Below are 25,432 nucleotides of genomic sequence, written 5' to 3'. Positions count from 1 at the left end.
CCTAGATAGCGGCGAAAATCTGGGCTGGCACGGTGTCGACCAGTTCGGTGATCAGGCCGCCGAACGGAGTCACGGTTACGTCGGCCAGGTCGCCCAGGCCGAGATCCCCGAGCAGGGCGTCCAGGGTCGGGGTTAAGAGGCCGGTCAAGCTGCTCAGATCTATGGGCAGGTTGGAAAGGTCCAAGTCTGTGAGCAGCGTACTCAAGTTCGGGACTGCGCTGTTCAACACGGAAGTGATGCTGGTGGTGTTGTCGCCCAGCAGGGTGCCCAGATCGATAGCGTTCAACGCGGCCAAGATGATTGGAGTGTCAAGGACCCCGGTAAGCAGGCCAGCGTCGTTCAACGCAGTTCCCAGTCCTAGGTTCAGGTTGTCTAGGCCGAGGAGGGTCGACAAACCGCCCAGCGAAGTGATGCCGGCGTTCGACAGCAAGGTGCCGAGGCCTTCGTTGCCCAAATTCAGGTCGCTGACCAACCCGCCCAGGGTCAGGTGGCCCAGCCCGAGTTGGCTCAACAAGCTACTTAGGTCGAGGTTACTCAGGTCGAGGTTGCCCAGCCCCAGCGCGTTCAGCAGCTCGGTCAGGTTGAGGTCGGCGGTCAACGTCTGTTCGGGGGCGAGGAGGCCGTTGAAGAGCGGGATATTGATGATGCCGCCCAGCAGGCTGACGTTGTCCGCGCCGTTGAGCCCGGCGTTGAGGACGGTGGCCGTGCCCTCGTAAAGAATGTTGAGTGCGTTCGACGGATCGGCGCTCAGCTGAGCAAGGACGCCGTTGATCGCCTCGAGCGTGGCGCCCTCCGCGCCAAGTTGCGCGAGCCCCATCTCCAGCGCCGGCGTCAACTCCACCCCGATGTGTAGAAGCGGATCGGTGCCCGTGGTCGTGGTGACGGCGGGGTCGAGGTTCGTCAGAGCACCGATGACGCCGAGTGGGTTGGTCAAAAGTGCACTGAAGACGCTCGAGATGTCCGACAAGCTGGCATTGCTGGCGATGCTGTCCACGTTGGCGGTCGTCTCGGTGAGGAGGTCCGACCACGCGTCGACCAGTTGGACCGGCCGCACCTGGACGTTGGGAGGCGGCACCGCCAGCGGCGTGACGGCAATGATGCTGGCGCCGACCAGGGCGACTCCGGCGGTGGCGTAGGGGCGTAATACGTGTGGCATCGCGGGCATCTCCTTTTTAAAGCACCGTCTGTGACGCATGTCACAGTTGGGCGGCAGCTTACCTGAGAATTTGCATAAAAATAGCAAAATATTGCTCATGTGCCCAATAAAACTCGCGGTTGTCTGACTTATAGGAACTTTGTCCGACAAATGGACTAGCTCTAAGCGACTGCGCAGCGGCTGCACCCCAGTCGCCCGCGCTACTGTCCAATCGGGCGGCCCGGCGCGAACTACGTCTCAGCGCCCGCTTACAAGTACCTGAGCGAATGCTTAGGTAATCCAGTGCGAAATATGACGCTTAAGCAATAAGGTTTTCCCTACACTTTGGGCGCCGAAGGATGGCTCTCAAATGGGACGCAGCGGATCACATACGGCCTATGCAGCCGGCGTCGAGCTTGTCAGCTCAGGAACTTGGCTACCGCGGTGGCCAGGTCCGGCGATGCCGAGGTAGCGAGGTTCTGGTAGCTGCCGCCGGAGAGCTTCGCGACAGCCTCCCAGGTCGCCCGGTCGGAGTCGGACCCGAAGTCGATCACGTTGACCGCGACAGGCTTGGCCGGGTCGGCGCTCTGCTTGATGAATTGTTGCAGGCCCTCGCCGTCGAGACTCTGATCGGTGTGGGGACCGGCCGTGATCACGAGCACTGAATTCGTCTGTCCGGCATGGAAATTGGCCAGCGCGTTCTGGTAGATCAGCCGCAGCGTGGTGAACGACACCGCCCCGCCTGACGAGGCGTGCTGTCGATCCAGTGCCGCCGTCAGCGCCTCCGAGCGCGGCCGGCCGTCGACCTGATCGGTCAGCGGGCCTGCCGACACCTCCGAGCGACCTTCCTTGCCGTCGAAGGTCCAGAGCCCGATCACGGCACTCGGCGACAGTGACTTGATGCGGTCCTCGAGCGCACTGACGACATTGCCCAGCCGGGTCTTGTCGCCCTCCGCGGTGATCATTGACTGCTCGAGCATGATGATCGCCGCCGGTGCGCTCGCCGGCGCGGACACCACGTTGGCCAGGGCCGCGCGGGTGCCGTCGTCACCGACCGACAGCGTCGACGGCAGCGCGGGGAAGCTGGTGACGTCGCTCTTCGGTGACTTGTTGCCCTCGGCGCGGAAGCCGGCTTTGGCCAGCTCGGCCAATTGGTCTGGTTTGTGCATGAAGCGGGCGAACTCGCTGGCCGCCGTCACCTGCTCCTGCGACAGCCACGACCCGCTGAGCAGCACGGTGGGGTAGTCGGCGACCGCGGCCGGGCCCGGCGGAAGCCACGACCTCAGCGCGCTGCCGGCGTCGGGCAACGTCTGGCCGCGGGCGAACAGCTGCTGTTCGGTCGTGACCACCGCATGCACCGGCGCAGTCGCCGCGTCACCGGACTTCAGCAGCGCCTTCATCGCCTCGTCCAGTGAGTTGTCGGCGAGCTTGGGCTGACCGCCGATCAGCATGCGCACCGCGCCGCTACCGTCGGTCGGTGGCGCACCTTGCGGCACGGATGCCGCCGCTACCGCCTCGCCGGCGAGGTATGCGGCGTCGCTGTTGCCGGCGAGCGGCAGGGCCAGACGCAGCGAACCCCACGCCGGCAGCTTCAGTCCCGCCAACGAATCCGGCTTGGTCTGCAGATCGGGCAGCGTCGCCCACTTCTGGTCGCCGAGTGCTCGTTGGAGTTCAGGTCGTACCGCGAGCACCACCGGCGAGGTGACCAGCGACCGGCTGTCGGTGACCGTCTCCTTGCCCGCCGCGGCGGTGAGCCGCGCGGCCGATACCGAGCTGCCGGGAATCCACAGCGCCGGTCGTTGACCCAGCTCTGCCGGCCATTTACCGAGGAAGCCGTCGACGACGGCGTCGGAGCCGGCGGATTTGACGCCGACGGACACGCAGTGGTCGCCGACCGGTGCGGCAATGGAGTTGAACCGCTCGGCGAGATGCTGCACCTGGTTGCCGATCGACGGATCGGCAATGACGGCGACGGGTTGTTTTTCGCCGACGCATCGCGCGCTGTGCGAGCGGTTGGACAGCGCATCGCCGAAGAAACGCCACAGGATCACCACCCCGACCACGACGACGACAGTGATCAGAGCGGCGATCACCCCGATGCTGACGCCGCGCCGGCCGGCCTCGTTGCGATGACCGCCACCAAACCCGGGCAGCCCTCGATGGCCGCCGGTTTGAGACGGCGGGGGTGGAGTCGGCGGCCCTTGGTCGCGTCGCGGAAAGCCGGGGAAGTCGTCCGGCGGATCGACGTCGGCAGGGGGCAGCTCCCGCTCGGGCTGCGGGCGGGCGAAGTCATCGCGGTGATCGTCAGCGGGCTCGTCGAAGTCGAAAAACCCCCGGTGGTCGTCAAAGTCGTCGTGAAACTCCTCTGGCGGCCGATCCGGATAACGCGGCGCCGAGAAGGAATCGGTGTGAGCAGGTTCGTCCGCCGGGAAATTCCCGGGTTCGTGATAGCCGCCGGCGTCGCCGAAGTCTTCGGGCCCGGGATGGTCATCCGACGGTTCGCCGGGCGGCTCGTCGTCATCGGGGGCTCTGTGCCTACCCATGCCGGTCCTCTCCTGGGCGCCGGAGCTGCCTGCAACCTCTAGTCATCGGGCTAGTCGATACTCCCGCGGACAGACGTCACTCATGGGCGCGGGCCTTAAACTCGCGCCGGCGCCGATGCAGAATCGGCTCGGTGTAACCGCTGGGCTGCTGAGCGCCCTCCAGGATCAGCTCTTGGGCGGCCAGGAAGGCGATGCTGTCGTCGAAGTTGGGAGCCATCGGCAGGTACCCAGACTCACCGGCGTTCTGCTCGTCCACCAGCGGAGCCATCCGTTCCAGGCTAGCGCGCACATCCTCTTCAGTGATGACGCCATGCCGCAGCCAGTTGGCCAACAATTGGCTGGAAATCCGCAGCGTGGCACGGTCTTCCATCAACGCGACGTTGTGGATGTCGGGCACCTTCGAGCAGCCGACACCCGCGTCAATCCAGCGAACCACGTAACCAAGGATCGACTGGCAGTTGTTGTCGACCTCTTCCCGAATCTCCTCGGACGCCCAGGCCAGTTCCTTGGCCAGCGGGACCGTCAGCAGCTCGTCGATGGTGGCTCGCTTCTTGCCTTGGAGCTCTTCCTGCACGGCAGCCACATCCACGTAGTGGTAGTGCATGGCGTGCAGCGTGGCCGCCGTCGGCGAGGGCACCCACGCGGTGGTGGCGCCGGCCTTCGGCTGGCCGATCTTCTGCTCCATCATGTCGGCCATCAGCTCGGTCATCGCCCACATGCCCTTGCCGATCTGCGCTCGGCCCTTGAAACCGGCGGCGAGCCCGGTGTCGACGTTGTTGTCCTCGTAGGCCTTGATCCAGGTGGTGCTCTTCATCGCACCCTTGCGGATCATCGGACCCGCCTCCATCGAGGTGTGGATCTCGTCGCCGGTGCGGTCCAGGAAACCGGTGTTGATGAATACGACACGGTCCGCGGCGGCTTTGATGCACGCCTTGAGGTTGACCGTGGTGCGGCGCTCCTCGTCCATGATGCCGACCTTGAGCGTGCCCTGCGGCAAGCCGAGGACGTCCTCGACGCGGCTGAAGAGCTCGCAGGTGAAGGCGACCTCGTCCGGCCCGTGCATCTTGGGCTTGACGATATAGATCGACCCGGTGCGGCTGTTGGTCAGCGGGCCGTTGCCGTCGCCGGTCTTCAGGCCGTGAATCGCGGTCAGACCGGTGAACAGCGCATCCTGGATGCCTTCGAACACTTCGTTTTCCGCGCCGTTGCCGTCGCTCACGACGATGGCGTCGTTGGTCATCAGGTGGCCGACGTTGCGGACGAACAGCAAGCTGCGACCGGGCAGGGTCAGCTCGCCGCCGTCGGGCGTCTTGTAGGTGCGGTCCTGGTTGAGCACGCGGGTGAAGGTCTTGCCGTGCTTGTTGACGTCCTCGGACAGGTCACCCTTGTTGAGCCCGAGCCAGTTGCGGTAGCCCAGCACCTTGTCGTCGGCATCAACCGCGGCCACCGAGTCCTCGAAGTCCATGATCGTGGTGATCGCCGACTCCAGCACGACGTCCTTGATGCCGGCGGCGTCGGTCTTGCCGATCGGCGATTGCGGGTCGACCAGGATCTCGATGTGCAGCCCGTGGTTGACCAGCAGCACCGACCAGTCGGGGGAGCCGAGCTCGCCGGTGTAGCCGATGAACTTCTCCGGGCTGGCCAGGCCGACCGAACCCTCGGCGGTCGCGATCTGCAGCTGGCCATCCTCGACACTGAGTCCCGTCACACCGGTCCACGAGCCCGACACCAGCGGAACCGCCTCGTCGAGGAACTTGCGCGCGTAGGCGATCACCTTGTCGCCGCGGACCCGGTTGTAGCTGGTGCCTTTTTCGGCGCCGTCGCTCTCCGGGATCACATCGGTCCCGTACAGCGCGTCGTACAGCGAGCCCCAGCGGGCGTTGGCAGCGTTCAGCGCAAACCGCGCGTTGAGGACGGGCACCACCAGCTGCGGGCCGGCCGTCGTGGTGATCTCGTCGTCGACACCCGCGGTGGTGATGGTGAAATCATCGGGTTCTAGCTGCAGGTAACCGATCTCGGTGAGGAACTGGCGGTACGCCTCGGGGTCAAGCGGCTCGATGACGTGCTGGCGATGCCACTTGTCGATCTGAGCCTGCAGCTGATCGCGGCGCGCCAGCAGGTCCTGGTTCTGTGGCTGCAGGTCGGTGACCACCTTGTCGACGCCCGCCCAGAAGCTGTCGGGGTCGATGTCGGTGCCGGGCAAAGCCTCGGTGTTGACAAAGTCGTACAGCGCTTGAGCGACGCGCAGGTTCCCCACCGACACGCGATCCGTCATCTTTTCCTCCGCACCTAGCTATCGAAATCAAATGTCAGCCTACCGGCCAGCGGCCCATCTACCGGCAACCGGCGGCCTGCAGCAGCAGGTCACACCGTGCCAGCAGCGCTGCCCGCAACGGCTCAGCACGTGTGGCGATGGCCTTCTGGCAACGCACATATTCGGCACGGCCCGCCGCGTCCTCGACCGTGATAGGCGTATACCCGTAGTCGCTCAGGTCATACGGGCTGGCTCGCATGTCGATCTCACGCGCAGCCGCGGCCAGTTCCAGGCAGTCGAGCAGCGTCTCGGAGTCGATCAGCGGGCTCAACTTGTACGACCACTTGTACAGATCCATGTTCGCGTGCAGGCAACCGGGCTGCTCCCAATCCTGTTGCGTGGCCCGGCTGGGCGAGCCCGCGTTGCGTGGCACGGCTTCGCGGGCGAAGAAGCGGAACGCGTCGAAGTGGCTGCACCGCAATGGGCCGGCGACCTCGGCCTCGATCACGGTGTCGGTGCCCGCGGCGCCCAGCCGCAGCGGGACACGGTCGTGGCGTACCTCTCCGCTGCGGTAGACCATCGCCCATTCATGCAGTCCAAAGCAGTTCAGCTGGGCCGGCCGGCGCGCGGTTTCACGCAGCAGATCGGCCACGAACGAAATGGTCTCCACCCGGCTGCGCAGGTAGTCCTCGCTCACGCCGACACCAGAGAGGTCGACGGTGTAGCCCCTGCGGTTTCGGTATCGACGGATCGCTTCGCCGCCAGTCAGCACCACGCCATAGCCGGGATGCCAGCACCGCAGTTGCCTAGGTCGAAGGCTGTAGTAGCTGAACAGGAAGTCCCAGACCGGGTGCGGCTCGCCAATCTGCGCCCGCCTGGCGTGCGGGGCCACGAATCTTTCGACGCGTGAGGCATATTCGTCGGCGCGGGCGGTCCACTGCTCGGCATCCAACCGCCGGGCGACATCAGACACGCTGCGTCCCGTCGCGCACCAGGCCGACCAGGTCCCGCACCAAGTCCTCCAGTGCCACCATGGCCACCACGGCTCCGTCTTGACCGGTGACCAGCGCGAGGTGACTGTTGCTGCGCCGCATCCGCGACAGCGCCTCGGGCACCGTCAGCGATTGGGATACCCTCGGCAGCGGCCGGACGCTGGCCAGGTCGATCACGGCGTGCGGGTCGCCGGCCAACGACAGCACGTCCTTGATGTGCAGGTAGCCAACGAATCCGTGATCGATGCCGACCACCGGGAATCGCGAGTAGCCGGTTGCGGCCAAAGCCTTTTCGACGATCCCGACTGTCGGCCCAGAGCCGGCGGCGGCCACCGGCACCGCCTGGATCTCGGCGACCGGGACGGCCACGTCGGCGACCGTGCGGTTGCGGATTTGCAGCGCCCGGGTGAGCCTGGTGTGCTCCTCGGGATCCAGCAGGCCTTCCGACACCGACTCGGCGATCATCTCGCTCAGCTCGACCGTGGACACCGCGACCTCGAGCTCGTCTCGGGGCTGGACCCGCAGCGCGCGCAAGGTCACACCGGTGCACCAGTTGTAGAAATTCAAGATCGGCCGAACGGTCCGCACGTAGGCCAAATAGGCCGGAATCAGCAGCATCGCCACCTTTTCCGGGCCGGCGATCGCGATGTTCTTCGGGACCATCTCGCCGAGCAGGACGTGCAGCGTCACCACGATCGCCAGCGCCACCATCAGCGACACGGTGTGCAGCACCGTCGGCGAGACGCCGACCAAATCGAATGGCCGCTGCAGCAGGTCGGCGACCGCGGGCTCGCCGAGTCGGCCCAACATCAGCGACGCGATGGTGATGCCCAATTGGGCCCCGGCGAACATCAGCGGAAGCTGCTCGCCGGCCCGCAGCGCGGTGACCGCACTTGACCTGCCCTGTTCGGCCAACGCCTCCAAGCGATCCCGTCGCGCGGAGATCAGCGAGAACTCTGCTGCCACGAAAAACGCGTTCGCGCCCACCAACAGGATGGTCGCCAACAGCTCGAGCAGGTCACCCATCATCGACCTCGCACGGCGGCGGAATCGGCGTGATCGGACAACTGGGTCAGCTCGAGCAGGTCGATGCGGCGGCCGTCCATCCGAACGACTCTGGCCCGCCAAGCGGAGGTATACCGGACGCCGTCGTGCTCGTATCCACTCAGCTGAACCTCGTCGCCGATGGCAGGAATGCGGCCCAACTGTTGCATGACCAGCCCGCCGATCGTCTCGTATTCGCCCTCGGGGGCGTGGTAGCCGGTCGCGGTGGCCACCTCGTCGATGCGCAGCAGACCGGACACCCGCCAACCGTTGCCGACTGCCACGACATCCTGTGCGGCGTCATCGTGTTCGTCGCGGACGTCGCCGACGATCTCTTCGATCAGATCCTCGACGGTCACCATGCCCGCGGTACCGCCGTACTCATCGACGACCATCGCGGTCTGCAAGTCATTGGCGCGAATCTGTCCCATCAGCGCATCGCCGTCGAGCGTGGAGGGCACCTTGGCAACCGGCTGCGCGACGGCAGTGACCAGCGTGAACTCACGCTCGGCGGCCGGCACTCCGAAGACCTGCTTGACGTGCACGATGCCGACGGTCTCGTCGAGGTCACCGTCGACGACCGGAAACCGCGAGAAGCCGCTCTCGGCGGCGGCTTCCACCAGATCGGCGACGGTGTTATCAACTTGCAGTGCAACGATTTTCGACCGCGGAGTCATCAACTCCTCGGCGGTCAGGTCACCGAATTGCAGCGACCGGTCCAGCAGTGCCGCGGTGGCGGGGTCCAGCGAGCCGCTGCGAGCCGAATTACGCACCAGCGACACCAGTTCCTGCGCCGAACGAGCCGACCGCAGTTCTTGAGCGGGCTCGATACCGAGCTTGCGCAGAACCCAGTTGGCCGCACCGTTGGTCACCCGAATCGGCCACGTCATCAACCAGGAGAACAGCAACTGCAACCCGGCAACGGCGCGGGCGGTCTGCAGTGGCCGCGCCACGGCAAGATTCTTCGGCACCAGCTCACCGAAGATCATCGACACCGACGTGACGACCAGCAGGGTCACAAAGGTGATGACCCCGTCGGCGATCCGGTTGGGTATCCCGAGCGCATCCATGGCGGGGTGCGGTAGCTCCGCGACGAGCGGTTGGGTGAGGTATCCGGTGACCAGCGTGGTGATCGAGATGCCCAGCTGTGCGCCGGACAGCTGGAGCGACAGGGTGTGGTGGGCGCGGCGCACGAAGCGATCGCGCCGGCGACCGTCGCGGGCGTTGGCCTCGACGGTGCTGCGCTCGAGTGTGGTCAGGGAGAACTCGGCGGCGGTGAACAGCGCGTTGCCCGCGGTGAGGATCACGATGGCCACCAGGCTGAGCAGGGTGACGACGAGATTCATCGAAGCCACCTACGCGAAGGAGGCTCCTCAGCGTCGGCGTCACACACGCCGGACGGCGCGAGTGCCTGCGGCACGGGAACCCTTCCTTCTACGTAACCACGGATGATGTGACCTTTGATGGTAGCGAAGGCGCGACGCGCCCGAGCACGCGTTGCCGCGTCGACACGCCTGTCAACCGTTGTGGTTTACCACCCGAGCGGCAGCGGATGGCCTTCGGCGAAGCCCGCTGCGGACTGCACACCGACCACCACCCGGTCGTGCAACTCGGCCAACGTCGACGCACCGACGTAAGTGCAGGTGCTCCGCACACCGGACGTGATGTGGTCGAGCAGGTCCTCGACGCCACCGCGGGCCGGGTCCAGCCCCATCCGCGAGGTCGAGATGCCTTCCTCGAACAACGCCTTGCGGGCCCGCTCGAACGCGCTGTCGCCGGCACTGCGCGCGACCACCGCGCGCTTGGACGCCATGCCGTAGCTCTCTTTGTACGGCCGGTTGTCGCGGTCGCGCAGCAGGTCGCCGGGGGACTCGTAGGTGCCGGCGAACCAGGATCCGATCATGACGTTGGACGCGCCCGCCGCCAGCGCCAGCGCTACGTCGCGCGGGTAACGCACCCCTCCGTCAGCCCACACATGGGCGCCGAGTTGCTTCGCGGCCGAGGCACATTCGAGGACTGCCGAGAACTGGGGCCGGCCGACGCCGGTCATCATGCGGGTGGTGCACATCGCACCCGGACCCACGCCGACCTTGACGATCGACGCGCCGGCGTTGACCAGGTCGCGGGTGCCGTCGGCCGACACCACGTTGCCGGCGACCAACGGCACACCCAGGTCCAGCGACGCGATCGACTTGATCGCGTCCATCGCCTTCACCTGATGTCCGTGAGCGGTGTCGACGACCACCAGGTCGACACCGGCCTCGGTCAGCGCCTGGGCCTTGGCGACCACGTCGCCGTTGATCCCGACCGCGGCGCCGATGCGCAGTTGGCCCTTCGCGTCGACCGCCGGTGAGTAGATGCCGGCCCGGATCGCACCGGTCCTCGTCAGCACGCCGGCCACTGTGCCGTCGGCACCGGTCAGCACCGCGACATCGACCGGGGCGTGCTCGAGCAGTTCGAAGATTTCTCGCGGATTCGTTCCCACCGGGGCTTTGACGAAGTCGGTGATCGCGATGTCACGAACTCGTGCGAAGCGGTCGACCCCGTCGCAGCACGATTCGGTGACCAGTCCGATCGGCCGTCCCTCGAATGCCACCACGGCGGCCCCGTGTGCGCGTTTGGAGATCAGCGCCAGCGCGTCGGACACCGAATCGTCCGGCACCAAGGTCACCGGGGTGTCGACGACCAGGTCGCGGCTTTTGACGAAGTCAACTGTCTGCTGCACCGCGGTGATCGGAAGGTCTTGCGGCAGAACGACAATCCCGCCGCGGCGAGCCACCGTTTCGGCCATTCGCCGGCCGGCGACCGCGGTCATGTTGGCCACCACCACCGGGATCGTGGTGCCCGAACCGTCGTTGCTGGACAAGTCGACGTCGAAGCGTGACTCCACATCCGAGTGGCTCGGCACGACGAAGACGTCGTTGTAGGTCAGGTCGTACGCGGGACGGTGCCCCTCCAGAAACCTCATCGCCCCCGATTATCCCCCTTGTCCCGGTGACCGGGGCTAGGCGGGGACTTCGCTGCGGTCGCCGCTCCAGAGGGTGTGGAAGCGTTTGTCGGGATCGTCGTCGATGCGGCCGTAGGTATGCGCTCCGAAGAAATCCCGCAGACCCTGGGTGAGCGCGGCGGGCAGTCGCTCGGTGCGTAGCGCGTCGTAGTACGACAGCGCCGAGGAGAACCCGGGGATCGGGATGCCGAGTTCGGTGGCCTTCACCACGACGCGTCGCCAGCTGTCGATGGCTTCCTCGATGGCGGTGCGGAAGTACGGCGCCACGATGAGCGACGGCAGATCGGCGTCGTCGTCGAAGGCCTCCTTGATCCGGTTGAGGAATTTGGCCCTGATGATGCAGCCGCCGCGCCAAATGGTGGCCATGTCACCGGGCTTGATGCCCCAGTCGTATTCGGCGCTGCCGGCCTGAATCTGATTGAAGCCCTGGGCATAGGCGATGATCTTGGAGGCGTATAAGGCCTTGCTGACGTCGTCGATGAACTGCGCAGCGTCCGTTGGCTTCTCGCCGAGGTCGCCTGATGCCAGTCCGGTGGTGGCCTTGCGCTGGGCCACCGATCCCGACAGGGCGCGGGCGAAGACCGCTTCTGCGATGCCGGTCACGGGCACGCCGAGGTCGAGCGCGGACTTCACCGTCCAGCGGCCGGTGCCCTTCTGCTCGGCCTCATCGAGGACGACGTCGACCAGCGGCTTGCCGGTCTTGGCGTCGGTCTGACGCAAGACCTGCGCGGTGATCTCGATGAGGAAGCTGTCCAGATCGCCCTTGTTCCACTCGGCGAAGACGTCCGCGATCTCGGGTGCGGTCTTGCCGAGACCGTCGCGCAGCAGCTGGTAGGCCTCGCCGATCAGCTGCATGTCGGAGTACTCGATGCCGTTGTGCACCATTTTGACGAAGTGACCGGCGCCGTCGGGGCCGACGTGGGTGCAGCACGGCACGCCGTCGACATGCGCCGAGATCTCCTCGAGCAGTGGGCCCAGCGACGTGTACGACTCGGCCGGGCCGCCGGGCATGATCGACGGGCCGTTCAGTGCGCCCTCCTCGCCGCCGGAGATGCCCGCGCCGACGAAGTGCAGGCCGCGTTCACGGATGGCCTTTTCGCGGCGGATCGTGTCGGTGTAGAGCGCGTTGCCACCGTCGATGATGATGTCACCGTCTTCCATCGCGTCGGCGAGCTCGTTGATGACGGCGTCGGTCGGGTCACCGGCCTTGACCATGATGATCACTCGCCGCGGCTTCTCCAACGCGTCCAGGAATTCCTCGATGGTCTCCGACCTGACGAATTTGCCTTCTTCGCCATGCTCTTTGAGTAGCGCGTCGGTCTTGGCGATCGATCGGTTGTGCAGCGCCACGGTGTAGCCGTGGTGGGCGAAGTTGCGGGCGAGGTTCGAGCCCATCACTGCCAGGCCGGTGACGCCGATCTGCGCAGTCCCGGTATTTGATTCCGACGAGCTCATGTGTGCGCCTCTCGTTTGGTGACTGCCATCCAACGCCCCGCTCCGAACACTGTGGCACAGCGGGATTGAGGTATCTGCAAAGTATCGCCAATGCGAGGTGATTGCCCGGTTGCCGGGTTAGGCCGCGGTGAACAGCCGGTGCAGTTCGGTGAGCCAGGGGATAGCCAGCGCCACGGTGGGCACGACCAGCACCGCAGCGGCAGCGAGGTAGGCGGCCGTCGACACCCACAGACTGTTGCCGCTGCCGGACAGGCGTCGTACCCGCAACAGGGTCTGTGTACCGCCGGCGGCCAGTGCGCCTGCCGGGGTGCGGCCCGACGCGCAGGTCACCAGCGCGCGGGCCAGGGGAGCACGGCCGGCTGCCCGGACCGCAGCGTCGTCGGCCAGCAGCTCGGCCAGCAGCTGCACCGCGTCCAAAGCGCTTGCGCTGCGGACGAATCGGGGGAACGCGGCGTGCGCGGCGGTGAATGCCTCGAGCACCAGATCGTGGCGGGCGCGCAGGTGAGCGCGCTCGTGGCTCAGGATCGCGGCCACCTCGGCCTCGGCGAGCGAGTCCAGCGTTCCTTCGCTGACCACCACACGGCCGCGGCCGCCGGGCAGGCAGTAAGCCAGCGGCTGCGCCACCTCCAGCACGCGCAGGTCACGGCCTCGCGCGCAAGCCCGCGCGGAAACCGCATCCGACGACATGCCTAGCAGGTCAACCAGCATGCGGTGATGGGCACGCCGTCGACGCGTCGAGACGGCGACCCGTATGACGGCCACCGTCAGCCGCGCGCCGATCAGCAGCGTGAGCGCGAAGACCCCGACGTCCAGGAGCCACAACGGCCAGCCGAGCCGACCGATTTCGGCGGCCGGGCTCGCGGTCGGCCGCCCGTCCGCTCCCGGGACGAACAACCGGCTGGCGATCGCGATGCCGGCGCTGAATGCCGACAAGACCGCGGCAACGGCAATCGCCTGCCAAAGCACCATCGCTGCGCGGGGGGCCCGCAGCGGCCACGTCGCACGAGCCAGCAGTGCGGGCACCGGGCCCACCAGCATCACCGCAAGTGTGGTGAAGGCCAGCCCGGACACCGGTCCAGTCTCCCTTAGCCCTCGGGCCGAGCGCCACCAGACGGCGCTTTCCGATGGCTTGCTTCCAGCTCGTCGAGCGCGCGCCGCAGCGCCTCGGCTTCGTCGGCGCCGACCCGCTCGACGAAGTGCACCAACGCGGCCTGACGGTCGCCGGTGTCCGCCGCCTGGTCCAGCGCGTCGACCATCAGCCCCGCGACCAACTCGTCACGCCCGTGGACCGGCGCATACTGGTGCGCGCGGTCGTCGCGGATTTGCGAGACAAGATTCTTCTTGGCCAACCGCTGCAACACGGTCATCACCGTCGTGTAGGCCAGATCGCGGCTCTCAGCGAGTGCCTCGTGCACCTGACGGACGGTTTGCGGGTGCGGAGTCGACCACAAATGGTCCATCACGGCGCGCTCGAGGTCCCCGAGCCGCGTCTGCTTAGCCATGTCTGCTCATCTCCTTGGCAATGACGCCAGCGTACCCGCGCTTACTACCGATGGTCGTACCGCTCGCATAGAACTCGATTCTATGGTTAGGCTAACCTCATAAGAGGAGGTTACCCGTGACGATGCTGATCGACGACCCGCTGATCTCGGCGATGGCAATTGACCGCGTGCTGCCACTACACGAGTCCGCACGGCGGCTGCGCGAACTGTATCCGCAGTGTCCACGGGTCTACGGCGTCGCGGTGCTGGGCGATGTCTCCGTCCGCCGGTGGTGGCCGCTGACATCGGCACTGAGCACTGATCGCCTGCAGACCATGTTCGACGCGGCAGCGATGGACATGGATCGGCGCAGTGCCGCAAGGCAATTGGCGGCGACGCTGGTGCACACCGTGATCGGCCGGGTCGTCGCGCTGGTGGTGCTGGAGGCCAGAGCGTGGGACGCCGGGCTGGAGAACCTCTGGGTTCACGTCGACTCCGATGGCGTCATCGACTGGGCCGGCGTGGTCGACCCGACGGTGCGTGTGCTCTCCGATGATCCGCACGCCGGCCGCGACGGCGTGGTGCGCCTGCCGAGTGAGGCGGCGCTGACGACCTGGGTCGCCCACCGGTCCCATCGCTCACTGGAACCGTTGTTCGCCAAGCTGCACGCGGTCAGCGGCGGCGCTCTGTCGATCGCGACGATGTGGCACATCGTCGGGTCGATGGTGGTGGCGGCCGCGACCCAGCTGCCGCAGTTGGCCGGCGCCGACGAGTTGGCCGCCATGCGCCGCGGTCAGGCCGTGCTCGACGCGCTGGTCGGCTTCGGCCTGCCGGTGCGTGGGCTGCCGGCGGCCCGCATCCGGACAAGAGCCACCCCTTGCAAAATTAGGGCAGCCTTGCCTATGCTTCTGGCATCGAGCGATAGATGACCGCGACGGAGTCCTGAGGGCTGCAGTGACCCCCGGTCTGTTCGATCGGCGAGCCCCGTGCATTGCGCACGGGGCTCGCCTGTATCTAGAGGTCGCTTCGACTGAAGCCGTTCGGCGTCAGTCCTTGATGAAGTGGTACATCCGGTACGAAGCCTTACCGCTTTGCAGTTGGCGGTTCGCCAACGTGCCTGGCGCGCCGGAGAATACGCGGCCGAAGGGCTGCAGGAACTTGGGCACACGGCGACCGACTAAGTCCAGGTACCGCGGCGAGTTTTTATCCAGCCCGCGCAGAACCTCGGTGTTGATCTCCCGCTTCGAAACCATCCGCATTGGCAAGCCGGCAAGTGCAGCATCCCAAGCGTCATAGTCGAGGAAACCGCGAAAATCGGCGTAGAGGAATTGCCCGCCCGGTCGCAGCACCCGCACCATTTCTGAGAGAAAACGGTCGAAGTGGGGGTAGGCATGCGAGGCTTCGACGTTGATCACCGCATCGAAGGACTCATCGGGAAAAGGCAGGCTTTCGGCATTGCCGTGCACGAACTCCAGCCCCGGCAGGTTGTGTCTTTTTTGGGCAAAGGCGACACCGTCCCGGTTGTAGTCCAGCCCCGTGTAGGCAGCCGCACCCAACGTCCGTACCAGATACGCGGCTCCGCCGCCGTGGCCGCAGCTGACCTCAAGTACCTGTTTACCGCCGAGATCCGCTTGGGTCGCCGTGCGGTGGTAGAGCTGGATGCAGTAGCGGTTGGGCTCATCGGAAGGTTCCAGCGGCAGGCCCATCGGCGGATCCTCCTCATAGCCCCAATTGAGAAAGATGATGTCGTCCTGCTCCCACCGGCGGGTGATCAAGGGATACCAGTACTTGTTCATGGCTAATTTCAACCATGGGGCAGGGTCGATGGGCTTTGCGATTTTCCTGAGGGTGCTCGTCACAGCGGTCAGTATGCCAGCGCGTTAAGCACGGCCGAGTTCGGACACCGATAAAGAGTCAGCACCGCTCGATGCGTTGGGAATTCGCCGGTAAACCACCGCTCGTGCGCCTCGTGCCGGGACGTTCGCCACGCCGCGCCAGTGCCCTCGTTCGCCCGGCGCATCGGTTGGCGCGAAACGAAATTCGCGCAGCAGCACGCGCAGGGTGATGTCCATTTCCATGCTGGCGAATGCCGCGCCGACACAACGGTTGACGCCGCCGCCGAACGGAATCCACTTGCCGGGCTTCGGGCCGCCGACGAATCGGTCCGGGTCAAACGACGCCGCGTCCGGGAAGCTCTCTTCTGATGCATGGACGAGTGGGATACTGAACACCAAGTTGGTATCCTCCGGAATGACCCAGTCTCCCAATCGGATTCGCGTCTTTGTGCGCCGCACAAAGGCGTCGAGAACCGGCCGGATGCGCTGCACTTCCGAAATCGTGGCCTGCCGTAGTTCAGATCCTCCGGCGTCGACTTCTTCAGTTAGCCGTGCCAGCAGCTGAGGATGACGGCGCAACCGCTCGACTGCCCAGGCCAGAGATCCGGCGGTCGTCTCGTGACCGGAGACCAGCAACGTCAGCATCTCATCGGCGATGTGCCGATCCGGGATCGGCTCGCCGTCTTCATAGCGGGCCCGCAACAGCAGCGCCAGCACATCGCTGCGCTCTTCCAAATCCGGGTCGGCCCGCGCCTCGGCGATAAGCGAATCGACGATAGCGTCGAAACGGCGTCGGTACCGCAGATACCGCCCCCATGGACTCCACCGCCCCAGGTCACGCCGCAACCGCGGTGGCACCACCAGGACTATCCCGACGAGCGTGACCATTGGCGGCAACAACTCGCTAAGCTCGTCCAGCCCGAGTCCCTTATCGCCGAATAGTGCACGCGTGAGTGCGCCGATAGTGATGCTCGTCATCGACGGCAGGGTTTCGAACTCGCGGTCCTCCGGCCAGGTCGCGATCTCGCGCATCACCTCTTCTTCGATGATGGGCTCGTAGCTGCGCATCCGCTTGCCATGAAATATCGGAAGCACGATCTTGCGGCGCGCGAGGAGTTTGTCGCCGGCAAGGCTGAACGTCGACCCAGGGCCGAATCCGTCGCCCAGGCTGCCGCCTCCCGATGGCGGTCGTTCGATCAGATCGGTGCTCGTGTTCAACAGCCTCTTTGCCACGACTGGATCGCCGATCACCACCGCATGACGGACACCCGGCAAATTCACGGTGATCATCGGGCTGTTGTACCGACGGGTCAGAGCCGCATACATTCCATGGCCTGAAGCCAAGAACCCGATGGCCTGGATGAACTTCGGTATCCGCGGACCAGGCGGCAGGCGCACAGGGTCGCTCGTTGCCGTTGCCATGTTGTCCCCTCGCCTTTGGCCTCCCGTGTCGGCACTCACAGTATCGGTAGCCGGCACGTCCCGCGTGACATTGTCACTCCCGAAAAAACATCCGGGTAGCGCCGGCCGGTGTAGACACAAAGACTATGCAGCCATTGCCGGAAGCGCCGTTTGACAAGGAGTTAGGCCTGGTATTCACCGAGATCAGTCCTGATCGAACGCGCGCCCACTTGGACGTCGTGCCCAAGCTACTGCAACCGATGGGCATCGTGCACGGCGGTGTCTACTGCTCGATGGTCGAGAGCTTGGCCAGCGTGGCCGCCTACACGTGGATTGCCTCCAACGGCGGTGGTTCAGTCGTCGGCGTCAACAACAACACCGACTTCCTGCGTGCGATCAGCAGCGGGACGGTCTACGGCGCCGCGACTGCGGTGCATCGCGGTCGGCGACAGCAGCTGTGGATAGTCACCATCGCCGACTCCGACGACCGTCTGGTGGCCCGGGGTCAGGTGCGGCTGCAAAACCTGGAAGCAGAGGTCGGCCAGGGCTAGCTGGCGGCCCTCGCCGTCTCGTCCCCATGAGCCTCGGCCGCCAACACGGCCAGCTGCTCAAGCCGAGTACGCGCGAAGGCCTGCTGCTCGGTGATCGTGAGCTGTCCGCGCCGACCGCTCAAGAAAGTCACAATCCACGACAGAACCGTGGTGATCTTGTTCTTGAACCCGATCAGATAGACCAAGTGCAGCAGCAGCCACGCGAACCAGCCGATGATGCCACCGAATTCGAGCGGACCGATTTTCACCACCGCGTAGTACCGCGAAACCGCGGCCATCGAGCCCTTGTCGAAGTACTGGAACGGCTCCCGCTGGGCCGGGTCGGCACCTGCCAGCTCGGCCTTGATCGTGTTCGCGGCATACTTGCCGCCCTGGATGGCGCCCTGCGCCACCCCGGGCACGCCGTCGACTGCGGCCATATCACCAACGACAAACACGTTGGGGTGGCTTGGTATCGATAAATCGGGCAACACCTTCACGCGGCCCGCGCGGTCGAGTTCGACGCCCGATTGTCGGGCAAGATCGCGGCCCAGCGGGCTGGCGGAGACTCCCGCGGACCAAACCTTGCAGGCCGACTCGATGCGACGGGTGGTGCCGTCGGAGTCCTTGACGGTGATGCCGTCGCGGTCAACGTCGGTGACCATGGCGCCGAGCTGGATTTCGACGCCCATCTTCTCCAGCCGCGCGGCGGCCTTCTTGCCGAGGTTCTCGCCCATCGGGGGCAGAACGGCGGGAGCCGCGTCGAGCAGAATGACGCGAGCTTTCGTCGGATCGATATGGCGGTAGGCGCCTTTGAGCGTGAAGTCCGCGAGTTCGGCGATCTGGCCGGCCATTTCGACGCCAGTCGGTCCCGCGCCCACGACGGTGAACGTCAGGAGCTTCTTCCGCCGCTCCGGATCGCTGGACCGCTCGGCCGCCTCGAACGCGCTCATGATGCGGCCACGCAACTCCAACGCGTCGTCGATGGACTTCATGCCGGGGGCAAATTCGGCGAAGTGGTCGTTGCCGAAGTAAGACTGGCCGGCCCCGGCAGCGATGATCAAGCTGTCGAAAGGCGTTTCGTAACTGTGGCCGAGCAACTCCGAGACGACGAACTTGCCCTTGAGGTCGATGTGCGTGACGTCACCGAGCAAAACTTGGGCGTTGTGCTGACCCCGCAGGATCATCCGCGTTGGGGGACCGATCGCGCCTTCGGCGACGATGCCGGTCGCCACTTGGTAGAGCATCGGCTGGAACAGGTGATGGGTGGTACGAGCGATCAACTTGATGTCGACGTCGGCCCTTTTCAGCTTCTTGACCGCGTTCAAACCACCGAATCCGGATCCGATGACTACAACCCGGTGTCGATGATTGAGTCCGGAGTCTTCGGGGTGGGCGTTCATGGCCTGGTTACTCCTCAGCAGCGACTGCGTTCAACTACACGTTAGTCGCCCGGACCTGCAATTATCGACGTTGGCGGCGTGTGATCGCCCACACCCGGAACGTCAGCCGTGACGCGCCTCGCTACCCGGTCAGATACCAACCAGCGGACGCAGCGCATCGCCGACGGCGGTGACTACACCAGGCGTGTAGAACGGCATGTTGATGATCACGCCGTTGATTCCGGCGTCCAGTACCTTGGCCTGAACCTGCTCGGCGATGGAGTCGGCGCTTCCGGCCAGCATGCGTCCGCTCATCTCGGCAGGGATCTGATCACTCTTCACGTTGTCGTCGAGTAGCACGGTCAACAACGTGCTGGTCTCCAGCGTTGCGGGGTCGCGGCCGATTTCCTCGCAGCGCTCCCGCACAATTTTGACCTTGCCCGGCAGTTCATCGAATCCGGCGATCACGTTCAGATGGTCGAAGTGCCGAACGGCCAACGGGATTGTCTTCTTCTCGCCGCTGCCGCCGATCATCAGCGGAATGTGATCGCGATAGCGCGGGTTGGCCAGTGCATTTTCGGCGCGGTACCACTTACCGGAAAAGGTCGGTCGCTCACCTTTCAGCATCGGCAGGATGATCTGAAGTGCCTCGTCAAGACGGTTGAACCGATCGGTGAACGTGCCGAATTCATAGCCCAGCTCGTCGTGTTCGAGCTCGAACCAGCCCGTGCCGATGCCTAGAATCGCCCGGCCCGCGCTGACCACGTCGAGGGTGGTGATGACCTTGGCCAGCAGCGTGGGATTGCGGTAGGTGTTGCCAGTCACCAAAGTGCCCAGCTGAACCCGCTCGGTCGCCGTCGCCAGCGCGCCAAGGGCGGTGTAGGCCTCCAGCATCGGCTGGTCGGGGGAGCCGAGCATCGGTAGTTGGTAGAAGTGGTCCATCACGAAAACCGAGTCAAATCCAGCTGATTCAGCCTCGCGAGCCTGCGCGATTACGGTTGGGAAGAGCTGCTCGACGCCGGTCCCGTAGGAAAAGTTGGGGATTTGATAGCCAAGACGGATAGTCACGAAATCCACCCTAGTGACCCGCGCTCAGCAGCGAAGGTCCCTCCCGCGAATTACGCGCTAGGCGAACTGCGTCAGCGCGCCGTGGCTGACGTGCAGCATCTGGCCCGTGATGTGGCGGGCAGCGCCGGTGGTGAGGAACAGCGACATCCTGGCGATCTCGGCGGCAACCGGCGGCGGCGCGCTGGACAGCCCTTCGTAGCCTGGCTGCGCGCTACGCCCGGCGGCGACGGCGTTGACCGTGATACCGCGAGTGCCGAAGACAGTGGCCTGGCCGGCCACCCAGCTCGCGAGGGCGGCCTTGACCGCGGCCTCGGCGCTACCCGGGCGGGCGTTGTCCGGCACTACGCTGATGATCGACCCACCGGAGCGGAGGTGATCGCCCACCGTTTCCAAGGTCAGCACGGCCGACAGCATGGTGTCGTCCAGGGAGTTGCGCCAAGCGGCGGCGAGGTCCGACAGCGAGTAGGCGCGCGGGTCACCGGAGGTCCAGCGCGGGGCCGGGATGTTGACGATGGTGTCCAAGTGATAGGGGAAGAGGTGTCGAACCTCGGCCAGCGCAGCGGGGTTGGTGTTGTCGCAGACGATCGCGTCCGCTTCGATCTCCTTGGCGGCTACCTCGAGATCATCTCGGCGCGCACCCAGCAGGGTGATCGTATGGCCCTCGTTGTGGAATCCCTCAGCAACGGCGCGACCCAATTCCGTGTCACCGCCGGTAACCAAAACCTCCACCGCCATGACCTCCTCTTATTCAGCATTGAATCCAGGTGCCGGCCCGTGAAGAGCATTTGCGGCTTCCGCCTAGAGCAACGGTCCTCCGATGCTTCGATGGTGGCACACCGCAACGCCGGTCCCTGGGATTTCAGGGCGTGTATGGCATTAACGTTTCCTTATGTTACTGGACGGTAGCTAGATATGAAACTCCGAATCCGGCACGGCGCGGTTACTGTTTGGACAACGCTGAGCACCGTGGCCGTCCGGCTCAGCACCACGCGTGCATGGACGGCCGGCTTGCTATCCCTTGCACTCGTGGCAGATCTGAGTGGGTGCGGACAGAGCGGACAGAAGGCACCGTCGTCTGCGACGGCATCCACATCGTCGGGCCACTCCACCTCGATCGTCGTGTTCGCGGCCGCCCTGCTCAAACCCGCGTTCACGCTGCTGGCCGGAAAGTTTCAAACCGACAACCCCGGCGCCACAATCGATTTCGATTTCGCGACCTCGTCGGAACTCGCGAACAAGTTAACCCAGGGCGCCAGCGCCGACATCTTCGCGTCAGCGGACAGCGCCCAGATGGACACCGTGGTCAAGGCCGATCTGACGAGCAGCGATCCGGTCAACTTCGCTTCCAACACACTGGTGATCGTCACCGCCCCGGGCGACCCGAAGCAGATCCGGTCGTTCGCCGATCTCGCCAAACCTGACCTACGCGTCGCGGTATGCCAGGCGTCGGCGCCTTGCGGATCCGCCACGCAACGCATCGAGGACAACACCGGAGTGCATCTCAACCCGGCCAGCGAGGAGTCGGTGTCATCTGGCGTGCTGGGAAAAGTCACCAGTGGCGAGGCTGACGCCGGGCTGGTCTACCTCACCGACGCACACAAGGCCGGTGACAAAGTCACCGCGGTCAAGTTTCCCGAATCCGAGGCGGCAGTGAACGTCTATCCGATCGCCATTCTCAAACATGCGTCGCAGCCGGCGCTGGCTCAGAAGTTCGTTGACCTGGTGAAGGGTGCGCCGGGCCAAGGGGTGCTGGCCCAGGCTGGCTTCGCGAGTCCCTGAGCGGCAAAACGGCGATCGGGATGACGCGCCCGGCCGCGCCCCGGATCCCGTGCTCGCAGCCAACGATAAATTGACCCCAACTTCAGCAATTCACACTTGCGTCACGGGTGTAACACGGTAGGTTTTTGGCTCATGGACCAGGTGGACCGAAACTCGACACGGCCCAAAAACCGCAGGATGACGCGTGCAATCGCGGTCCTCGGGGGTGCCGGAGCAATCACGTTCGCGTTGCCGATTACCGCCAGCGCTGACCCAGTGCCCCCGCCGCCGCCGCCAACCCCGGTGGCACCCGCGCCGGCCAACCCGCCGGCACCTGCTCCGGCCAATCCGCCCGCTGCACCAGATGCGGCTCCCGGCCCGGCCGGGCCCGCGACGGCACCTCCGGCCGCCGATCCGCTCGCGGCGCCGCCCGCGGTTGACCCCAATGCTCCCGCGCCGCCGCCGGTCGACCCGAATGCCGGACGGATCAACAACCCCGTTGGCGAGTTCAGCTTCGTCCTACCCGCAGGGTGGGTGGAATCCGACGCCACCCACCTCGACTACGGCTCGGCGCTGCTCAGCAAGATCGCCGGGGCGCCCAGCGCAGGTCAGCCGCCACCGGTCGCCAACGACACCCGCGTGGTGCTCGGCAAGCTTGACCAGAAGCTGTACGCCAGCGCCGAACCCGACAACACCAAGGCCGCAACCCGCCTGGCGTCGGACATGGGTGAATTCTTCATGCCCTACCCGGGCACCCGGGTCAATCAGGAGACCACCGCCCTGACCGCCAAGGCAATGTCCGGGGGTGCGTCGTACTACGAGGTGAAGTTCAGCGACGCCAGCAAACCGAACGGCCAGATCTGGGCCGCAGTGGTCGGTCCGTCGGGGCCGAACGTCCCGCCGGCCGTGGCGAACCAGCGTTGGTTCGTGGTGTGGCTGGGCACCGGGAACGACCCGGTGGACAAGGCGGGGGCGAAGACGCTGGCCGAATCCGTCCTGCCGCTGCTGGCGCCCCCGGCTGCACCAGGGCCCGCTCCGGGCGCACCGGCTCCCGCACCCGCTCCGGGCGCACCGGCCCCGGCACCCGCTCCGGGCGCACCAGCTCCCGCACCCGCTCCGGGCGCACCTGCTCCCGCACCCGCTCCGGGCGCACCGGCCCCGGCTCCTGCGCCGGGAGCTCCACCTCCCCCTGCGCCGGCGGCGCCGCCGACACCCGGACAGCCCGCCGGTGGGAACGGCCCGGCAGCGGCACCGGGTGCGGTCTCGACGTAGGCCAGTCAGGTATTGGCGCCGTTAAGTCGAACATGCGCGGTCGAGCACACGACTCGCTACGCTGAGCAGCACACCGAAGACAGTCCGGCAGTGGGCTAATCACAATTCAATACGTCAAGGAGCCGTCGTGATTTTGCACATCATCTGGATGCTCATCCTCGGCCTAATCGTCGGCCTGGTTGCGCGACTCATCGTTCCCGGCAGTCAGCCACTTGGCTTGATCGCAACGTCCTTGCTCGGCATCGTGGGAGCTTATGTTGGCGGCACGTTGGGGAGCGTGGTTTTCCCGCCGCACCAATTCACCGTCACCCCGCCGATCAACCATTCGTTCTTGGGCGCGCTTGTCGGCGCCGTACTTCTGCTGTTCATCTACAAACTGGTTAAGTCGCGCACCTAAGAAACGGGTCAAACACGTTGCGAATCCTGCTGATTGGATAATCGGTGCGCCGGGGGCGACGATGTCTTGATGACTTCCACGGCATTACCGACAACCATGCGCGCGTGGCGGGTGCATCGGCCCGGTCCGATGAACACCGAGCCGCTGGAATACATCAGCGCGCCGGTGCCGCGGCCCGGGCCGTCCGAACTCCTGGTTGCGGTGCGTGCGTGCGGGGTGTGCCGGACCGATCTCCACGTCACCGAGGGCGATCTTCCTGTGCACCGGGAAAAGGTGACACCCGGCCATGAGGTGGTCGGCGAGGTCGTCGAGGTCGGCGCTGACGCAGGTGAGGAGTTCAGCGTCGGCGACCGGGTCGGGATAGCCTGGCTGCGGCACACCTGCGGTGTATGCGCGTACTGCCGACGCGGCGACGAGAACTTGTGCCCGCATTCCCGCTACACCGGATGGGATAGCGACGGCGGCTACGCTGAATTCGCCACGGTCCCTTCGGCTTTCGCCCATCATCTGCCAACCGGCTACAGCGACAGTGAGCTTGCGCCGCTGCTGTGCGCCGGCATCATCGGCTATCGGTCGCTGCAGCGGGCCGCGCTCCCGCCCGGCGGTCGGTTGGGACTGTACGGGTTTGGCGGCAGCGCGCACATCACCGCGCAAGTCGCGCTGGCCCAGGGCGCCGAGGTGCACGTGATGACACGCGGCGTCGCGGCCCAGGAATTGGCCCTGGGGTTGGGCGCCGCGTCGGCCCAGGGCGCCGCAGATCCGCCACCGGTACCTCTCGACGCCGCGATCCTGTTCGCCCCGGTCGGCGAGCTGGCGCTGCCGGCGCTGGAAGCGCTGGATCGCGGTGGCACGCTGGCGATCGCCGGCATTCACCTGAGCGATATCCCCGCACTCAATTATCAGCGCCACCTGTTTCAGGAGCGCCAGATTCGCTCGGTGACGTCCAATACCCGCGCCGATGCGCGGACATTCCTCGACTTCGCCGGCGAACACCACATCACGGTCACCACGCCGGAATACCCACTGGATCAAGCGGATCGGGCGCTGTCGGATCTCAGCGCCGGGCGTATCTCCGGGGCGGCCGTCCTGCTTGTGTAGCGACGCGTCAGTTCGACAGATGCCACACCAGTGCGGCAGCCAGAGCCCCCGCCCCGTTCAGCGACCAGTGCAGCGCGATCGGTGCGAGCAGGCTGCCGCTGCGTCGCCGCAACCAACTGAACACGAACCCGGCTGCCGCGGTCGCGACCACCGCCAGTACGACCCCGGCCAGCATCCCGACGACCCCGCCGCCGAACAGGCGGGTAAAGCCGACGTTGCTGGTCGTCAAACCCAGCGATGTGGCGATGTGCCACAGACCGAACAACAGCGAACCCGCGACCGCGACGCCGCGAAACCCCCACGCCCGGTTCAATGCACCGTGCAGCACGCCGCGAAACGCCAGCTCCTCGGGGATGACCGTTTGCAGCGGAATGATCAGCATCGAGGCCATCAGCGCCCCGGAGATCGTCGCGTAGCGGTGGTTCATGAACATCGGCCGCGTCCACGGCAGCAGCGCACCGATCGCGACCACCGACACCACCAGCACTACGGCGCCCACCGCGTACGCGGCTCCGGATTTCCAGTGTTCGCGCCCCAGCCCGAGTTCGGCCCAACCCAGGCCGTTGGTTCGCAACCAGGCGACCAGCCCGACCGCCACGACCGGCACCGTCACGACACCCGCCCACGGTGTGGTGAAGTGCGCCAGCAAGTTCGCCCCCGCCAGCACCACCACGACGACGGCGACGTCGACCTGGACGCGGAATTGATGCAGCGCCGAGAGCTGGGCGAGTAGCGGGTGCGGTTCCACCGCGGCGCTCTCGTAGCCAGACATCCCACCAG

22 protein-coding genes are annotated in these 25,432 nt (G+C 65.8%); 6 read left to right on the top strand and 16 right to left on the bottom strand.

The genetic code is table 11. The features are described from left to right. Position 1 precedes the first annotated feature (1 nt). The 10 genes from VGH54_RS20500 to VGH54_RS20455 form a co-directional block, all read right to left on the bottom strand. Positions 2-1,156 (bottom strand): hypothetical protein, encoded by a 1,155-nt coding sequence (locus VGH54_RS20500; RefSeq protein ID WP_331513914.1) that lies wholly within the window; start codon positions 1,154-1,156, stop codon positions 2-4. A gap of 398 nt (positions 1,157-1,554) precedes the next feature. Continuing rightward, positions 1,555-3,678: a substrate-binding domain-containing protein gene (locus VGH54_RS20495; protein WP_331513913.1), complete on the bottom strand. Its 2,124-nt coding sequence runs from the start codon at positions 3,676-3,678 to the stop codon at positions 1,555-1,557. A 76-nt stretch (positions 3,679-3,754) separates the two neighbouring features. After that, entirely contained in the window at positions 3,755-5,953 is a 2,199-nt protein-coding gene (locus tag VGH54_RS20490; RefSeq protein WP_331513912.1) for a malate synthase G, read from the bottom strand. A gap of 58 nt (positions 5,954-6,011) precedes the next feature. Then, on the bottom strand, positions 6,012-6,905 hold the full coding sequence (locus tag VGH54_RS20485) for a 3-methyladenine DNA glycosylase (RefSeq protein ID WP_331513911.1): 894 nt from the start codon (positions 6,903-6,905) through the stop codon (positions 6,012-6,014). Continuing rightward, complete coding sequence (locus tag VGH54_RS20480; protein WP_331513910.1) at positions 6,898-7,950, bottom strand: hemolysin family protein; 1,053 nt, start codon at positions 7,948-7,950, stop codon at positions 6,898-6,900. The genes VGH54_RS20485 and VGH54_RS20480 overlap by 8 nt, the downstream gene beginning before the upstream one ends. Beyond that, positions 7,950-9,314: a hemolysin family protein gene (locus VGH54_RS20475; protein WP_331513909.1), complete on the bottom strand. Its 1,365-nt coding sequence runs from the start codon at positions 9,312-9,314 to the stop codon at positions 7,950-7,952. Before VGH54_RS20475 ends, VGH54_RS20480 begins: the two co-directional genes overlap by 1 nt. Positions 9,315-9,499: 185 nt before the next feature. Then, positions 9,500-10,936, bottom strand: a complete 1,437-nt coding sequence (locus VGH54_RS20470) for a GuaB1 family IMP dehydrogenase-related protein (protein WP_331513908.1) — start codon at positions 10,934-10,936, stop codon at positions 9,500-9,502. A 36-nt stretch (positions 10,937-10,972) separates the two neighbouring features. Further along, positions 10,973-12,430, bottom strand: coding sequence for an NADP-dependent phosphogluconate dehydrogenase (gene gndA / locus VGH54_RS20465; protein WP_331513907.1), 1,458 nt, complete (start codon positions 12,428-12,430; stop codon positions 10,973-10,975). Between the two features lie 117 nt (positions 12,431-12,547). Further along, a complete protein-coding gene (locus VGH54_RS20460) occupies positions 12,548-13,501 on the bottom strand; it encodes a M56 family metallopeptidase (RefSeq protein ID WP_331513906.1) in 954 nt (317 codons plus the stop codon). Between the two features lie 14 nt (positions 13,502-13,515). After that, complete coding sequence (locus tag VGH54_RS20455) at positions 13,516-13,932, bottom strand: BlaI/MecI/CopY family transcriptional regulator (RefSeq protein WP_331513905.1); 417 nt, start codon at positions 13,930-13,932, stop codon at positions 13,516-13,518. 116 nt (positions 13,933-14,048) lie between these two features. Here VGH54_RS20455 and VGH54_RS20450 point away from each other — a divergent pair, with 116 nt between their 5' ends. Continuing rightward, positions 14,049-14,840 carry an iron reductase gene (locus VGH54_RS20450; protein ID WP_331513904.1) on the top strand — a complete coding sequence of 264 codons (792 nt, stop codon included), beginning with the start codon at positions 14,049-14,051 and terminating at the stop codon, positions 14,838-14,840. Positions 14,841-14,957: 117 nt separating this feature from the next. On the opposite strand, the gene VGH54_RS20445 is transcribed toward VGH54_RS20450, so the two are convergent. Both VGH54_RS20445 and VGH54_RS20440 read right to left on the bottom strand, forming a co-directional pair. Further along, a complete protein-coding gene (locus tag VGH54_RS20445) occupies positions 14,958-15,707 on the bottom strand; it encodes a phthiotriol/phenolphthiotriol dimycocerosates methyltransferase (protein WP_331513959.1) in 750 nt (249 codons plus the stop codon). An 84-nt stretch (positions 15,708-15,791) separates the two neighbouring features. Continuing rightward, a complete protein-coding gene (locus tag VGH54_RS20440) occupies positions 15,792-17,168 on the bottom strand; it encodes a cytochrome P450 (protein WP_331513903.1) in 1,377 nt (458 codons plus the stop codon). A gap of 125 nt (positions 17,169-17,293) precedes the next feature. On the opposite strand from VGH54_RS20440, the gene VGH54_RS20435 reads away from it, so the two are divergent. Further along, a complete protein-coding gene (locus VGH54_RS20435) occupies positions 17,294-17,698 on the top strand; it encodes a PaaI family thioesterase (protein ID WP_331513902.1) in 405 nt (134 codons plus the stop codon). Here VGH54_RS20435 and VGH54_RS20430 read toward each other — a convergent pair. The 3 genes from VGH54_RS20430 to VGH54_RS20420 all read right to left on the bottom strand — a co-directional run bounded on the left by VGH54_RS20430 (position 17,695) and on the right by VGH54_RS20420 (position 20,862). After that, entirely contained in the window at positions 17,695-19,080 is a 1,386-nt protein-coding gene (locus tag VGH54_RS20430; protein ID WP_331513901.1) for an NAD(P)/FAD-dependent oxidoreductase, read from the bottom strand. The genes VGH54_RS20435 and VGH54_RS20430 overlap by 4 nt on opposite strands. Positions 19,081-19,209: 129 nt before the next feature. Then, positions 19,210-20,127 carry an LLM class F420-dependent oxidoreductase gene (locus VGH54_RS20425; RefSeq protein WP_331513900.1) on the bottom strand — a complete coding sequence of 306 codons (918 nt, stop codon included), beginning with the start codon at positions 20,125-20,127 and terminating at the stop codon, positions 19,210-19,212. Between the two features lie 57 nt (positions 20,128-20,184). Further along, positions 20,185-20,862, bottom strand: a complete 678-nt coding sequence (locus tag VGH54_RS20420) for an SDR family oxidoreductase (protein WP_331513899.1) — start codon at positions 20,860-20,862, stop codon at positions 20,185-20,187. 231 nt (positions 20,863-21,093) lie between these two features. On the opposite strand from VGH54_RS20420, the gene modA reads away from it, so the two are divergent. From modA to VGH54_RS20400, 4 genes are all read left to right on the top strand, one after another. Continuing rightward, entirely contained in the window at positions 21,094-21,906 is an 813-nt protein-coding gene (gene modA / locus VGH54_RS20415) for a molybdate ABC transporter substrate-binding protein (RefSeq protein ID WP_331513898.1), read from the top strand. A gap of 132 nt (positions 21,907-22,038) precedes the next feature. After that, a complete protein-coding gene (locus tag VGH54_RS20410; protein WP_331513897.1) occupies positions 22,039-23,157 on the top strand; it encodes an alanine and proline-rich secreted protein Apa in 1,119 nt (372 codons plus the stop codon). Between the two features lie 127 nt (positions 23,158-23,284). Continuing rightward, positions 23,285-23,554, top strand: coding sequence for a GlsB/YeaQ/YmgE family stress response membrane protein (locus VGH54_RS20405; RefSeq protein WP_331513896.1), 270 nt, complete (start codon positions 23,285-23,287; stop codon positions 23,552-23,554). Between the two features lie 69 nt (positions 23,555-23,623). After that, positions 23,624-24,652, top strand: coding sequence for a zinc-binding alcohol dehydrogenase family protein (locus VGH54_RS20400; RefSeq protein WP_331513895.1), 1,029 nt, complete (start codon positions 23,624-23,626; stop codon positions 24,650-24,652). A 7-nt stretch (positions 24,653-24,659) separates the two neighbouring features. On the opposite strand, the gene VGH54_RS20395 is transcribed toward VGH54_RS20400, so the two are convergent. Beyond that, complete coding sequence (locus VGH54_RS20395; RefSeq protein ID WP_331513957.1) at positions 24,660-25,424, bottom strand: CPBP family intramembrane glutamic endopeptidase; 765 nt, start codon at positions 25,422-25,424, stop codon at positions 24,660-24,662. Positions 25,425-25,432 lie beyond the last annotated feature (8 nt).

It is taken from the genome of Mycobacterium sp. (genome assembly GCF_036488105.1).
Classification (GTDB): domain Bacteria; phylum Actinomycetota; class Actinomycetes; order Mycobacteriales; family Mycobacteriaceae; genus Mycobacterium.
This window is presented reverse-complemented; position numbering and strand designations above follow the sequence as displayed.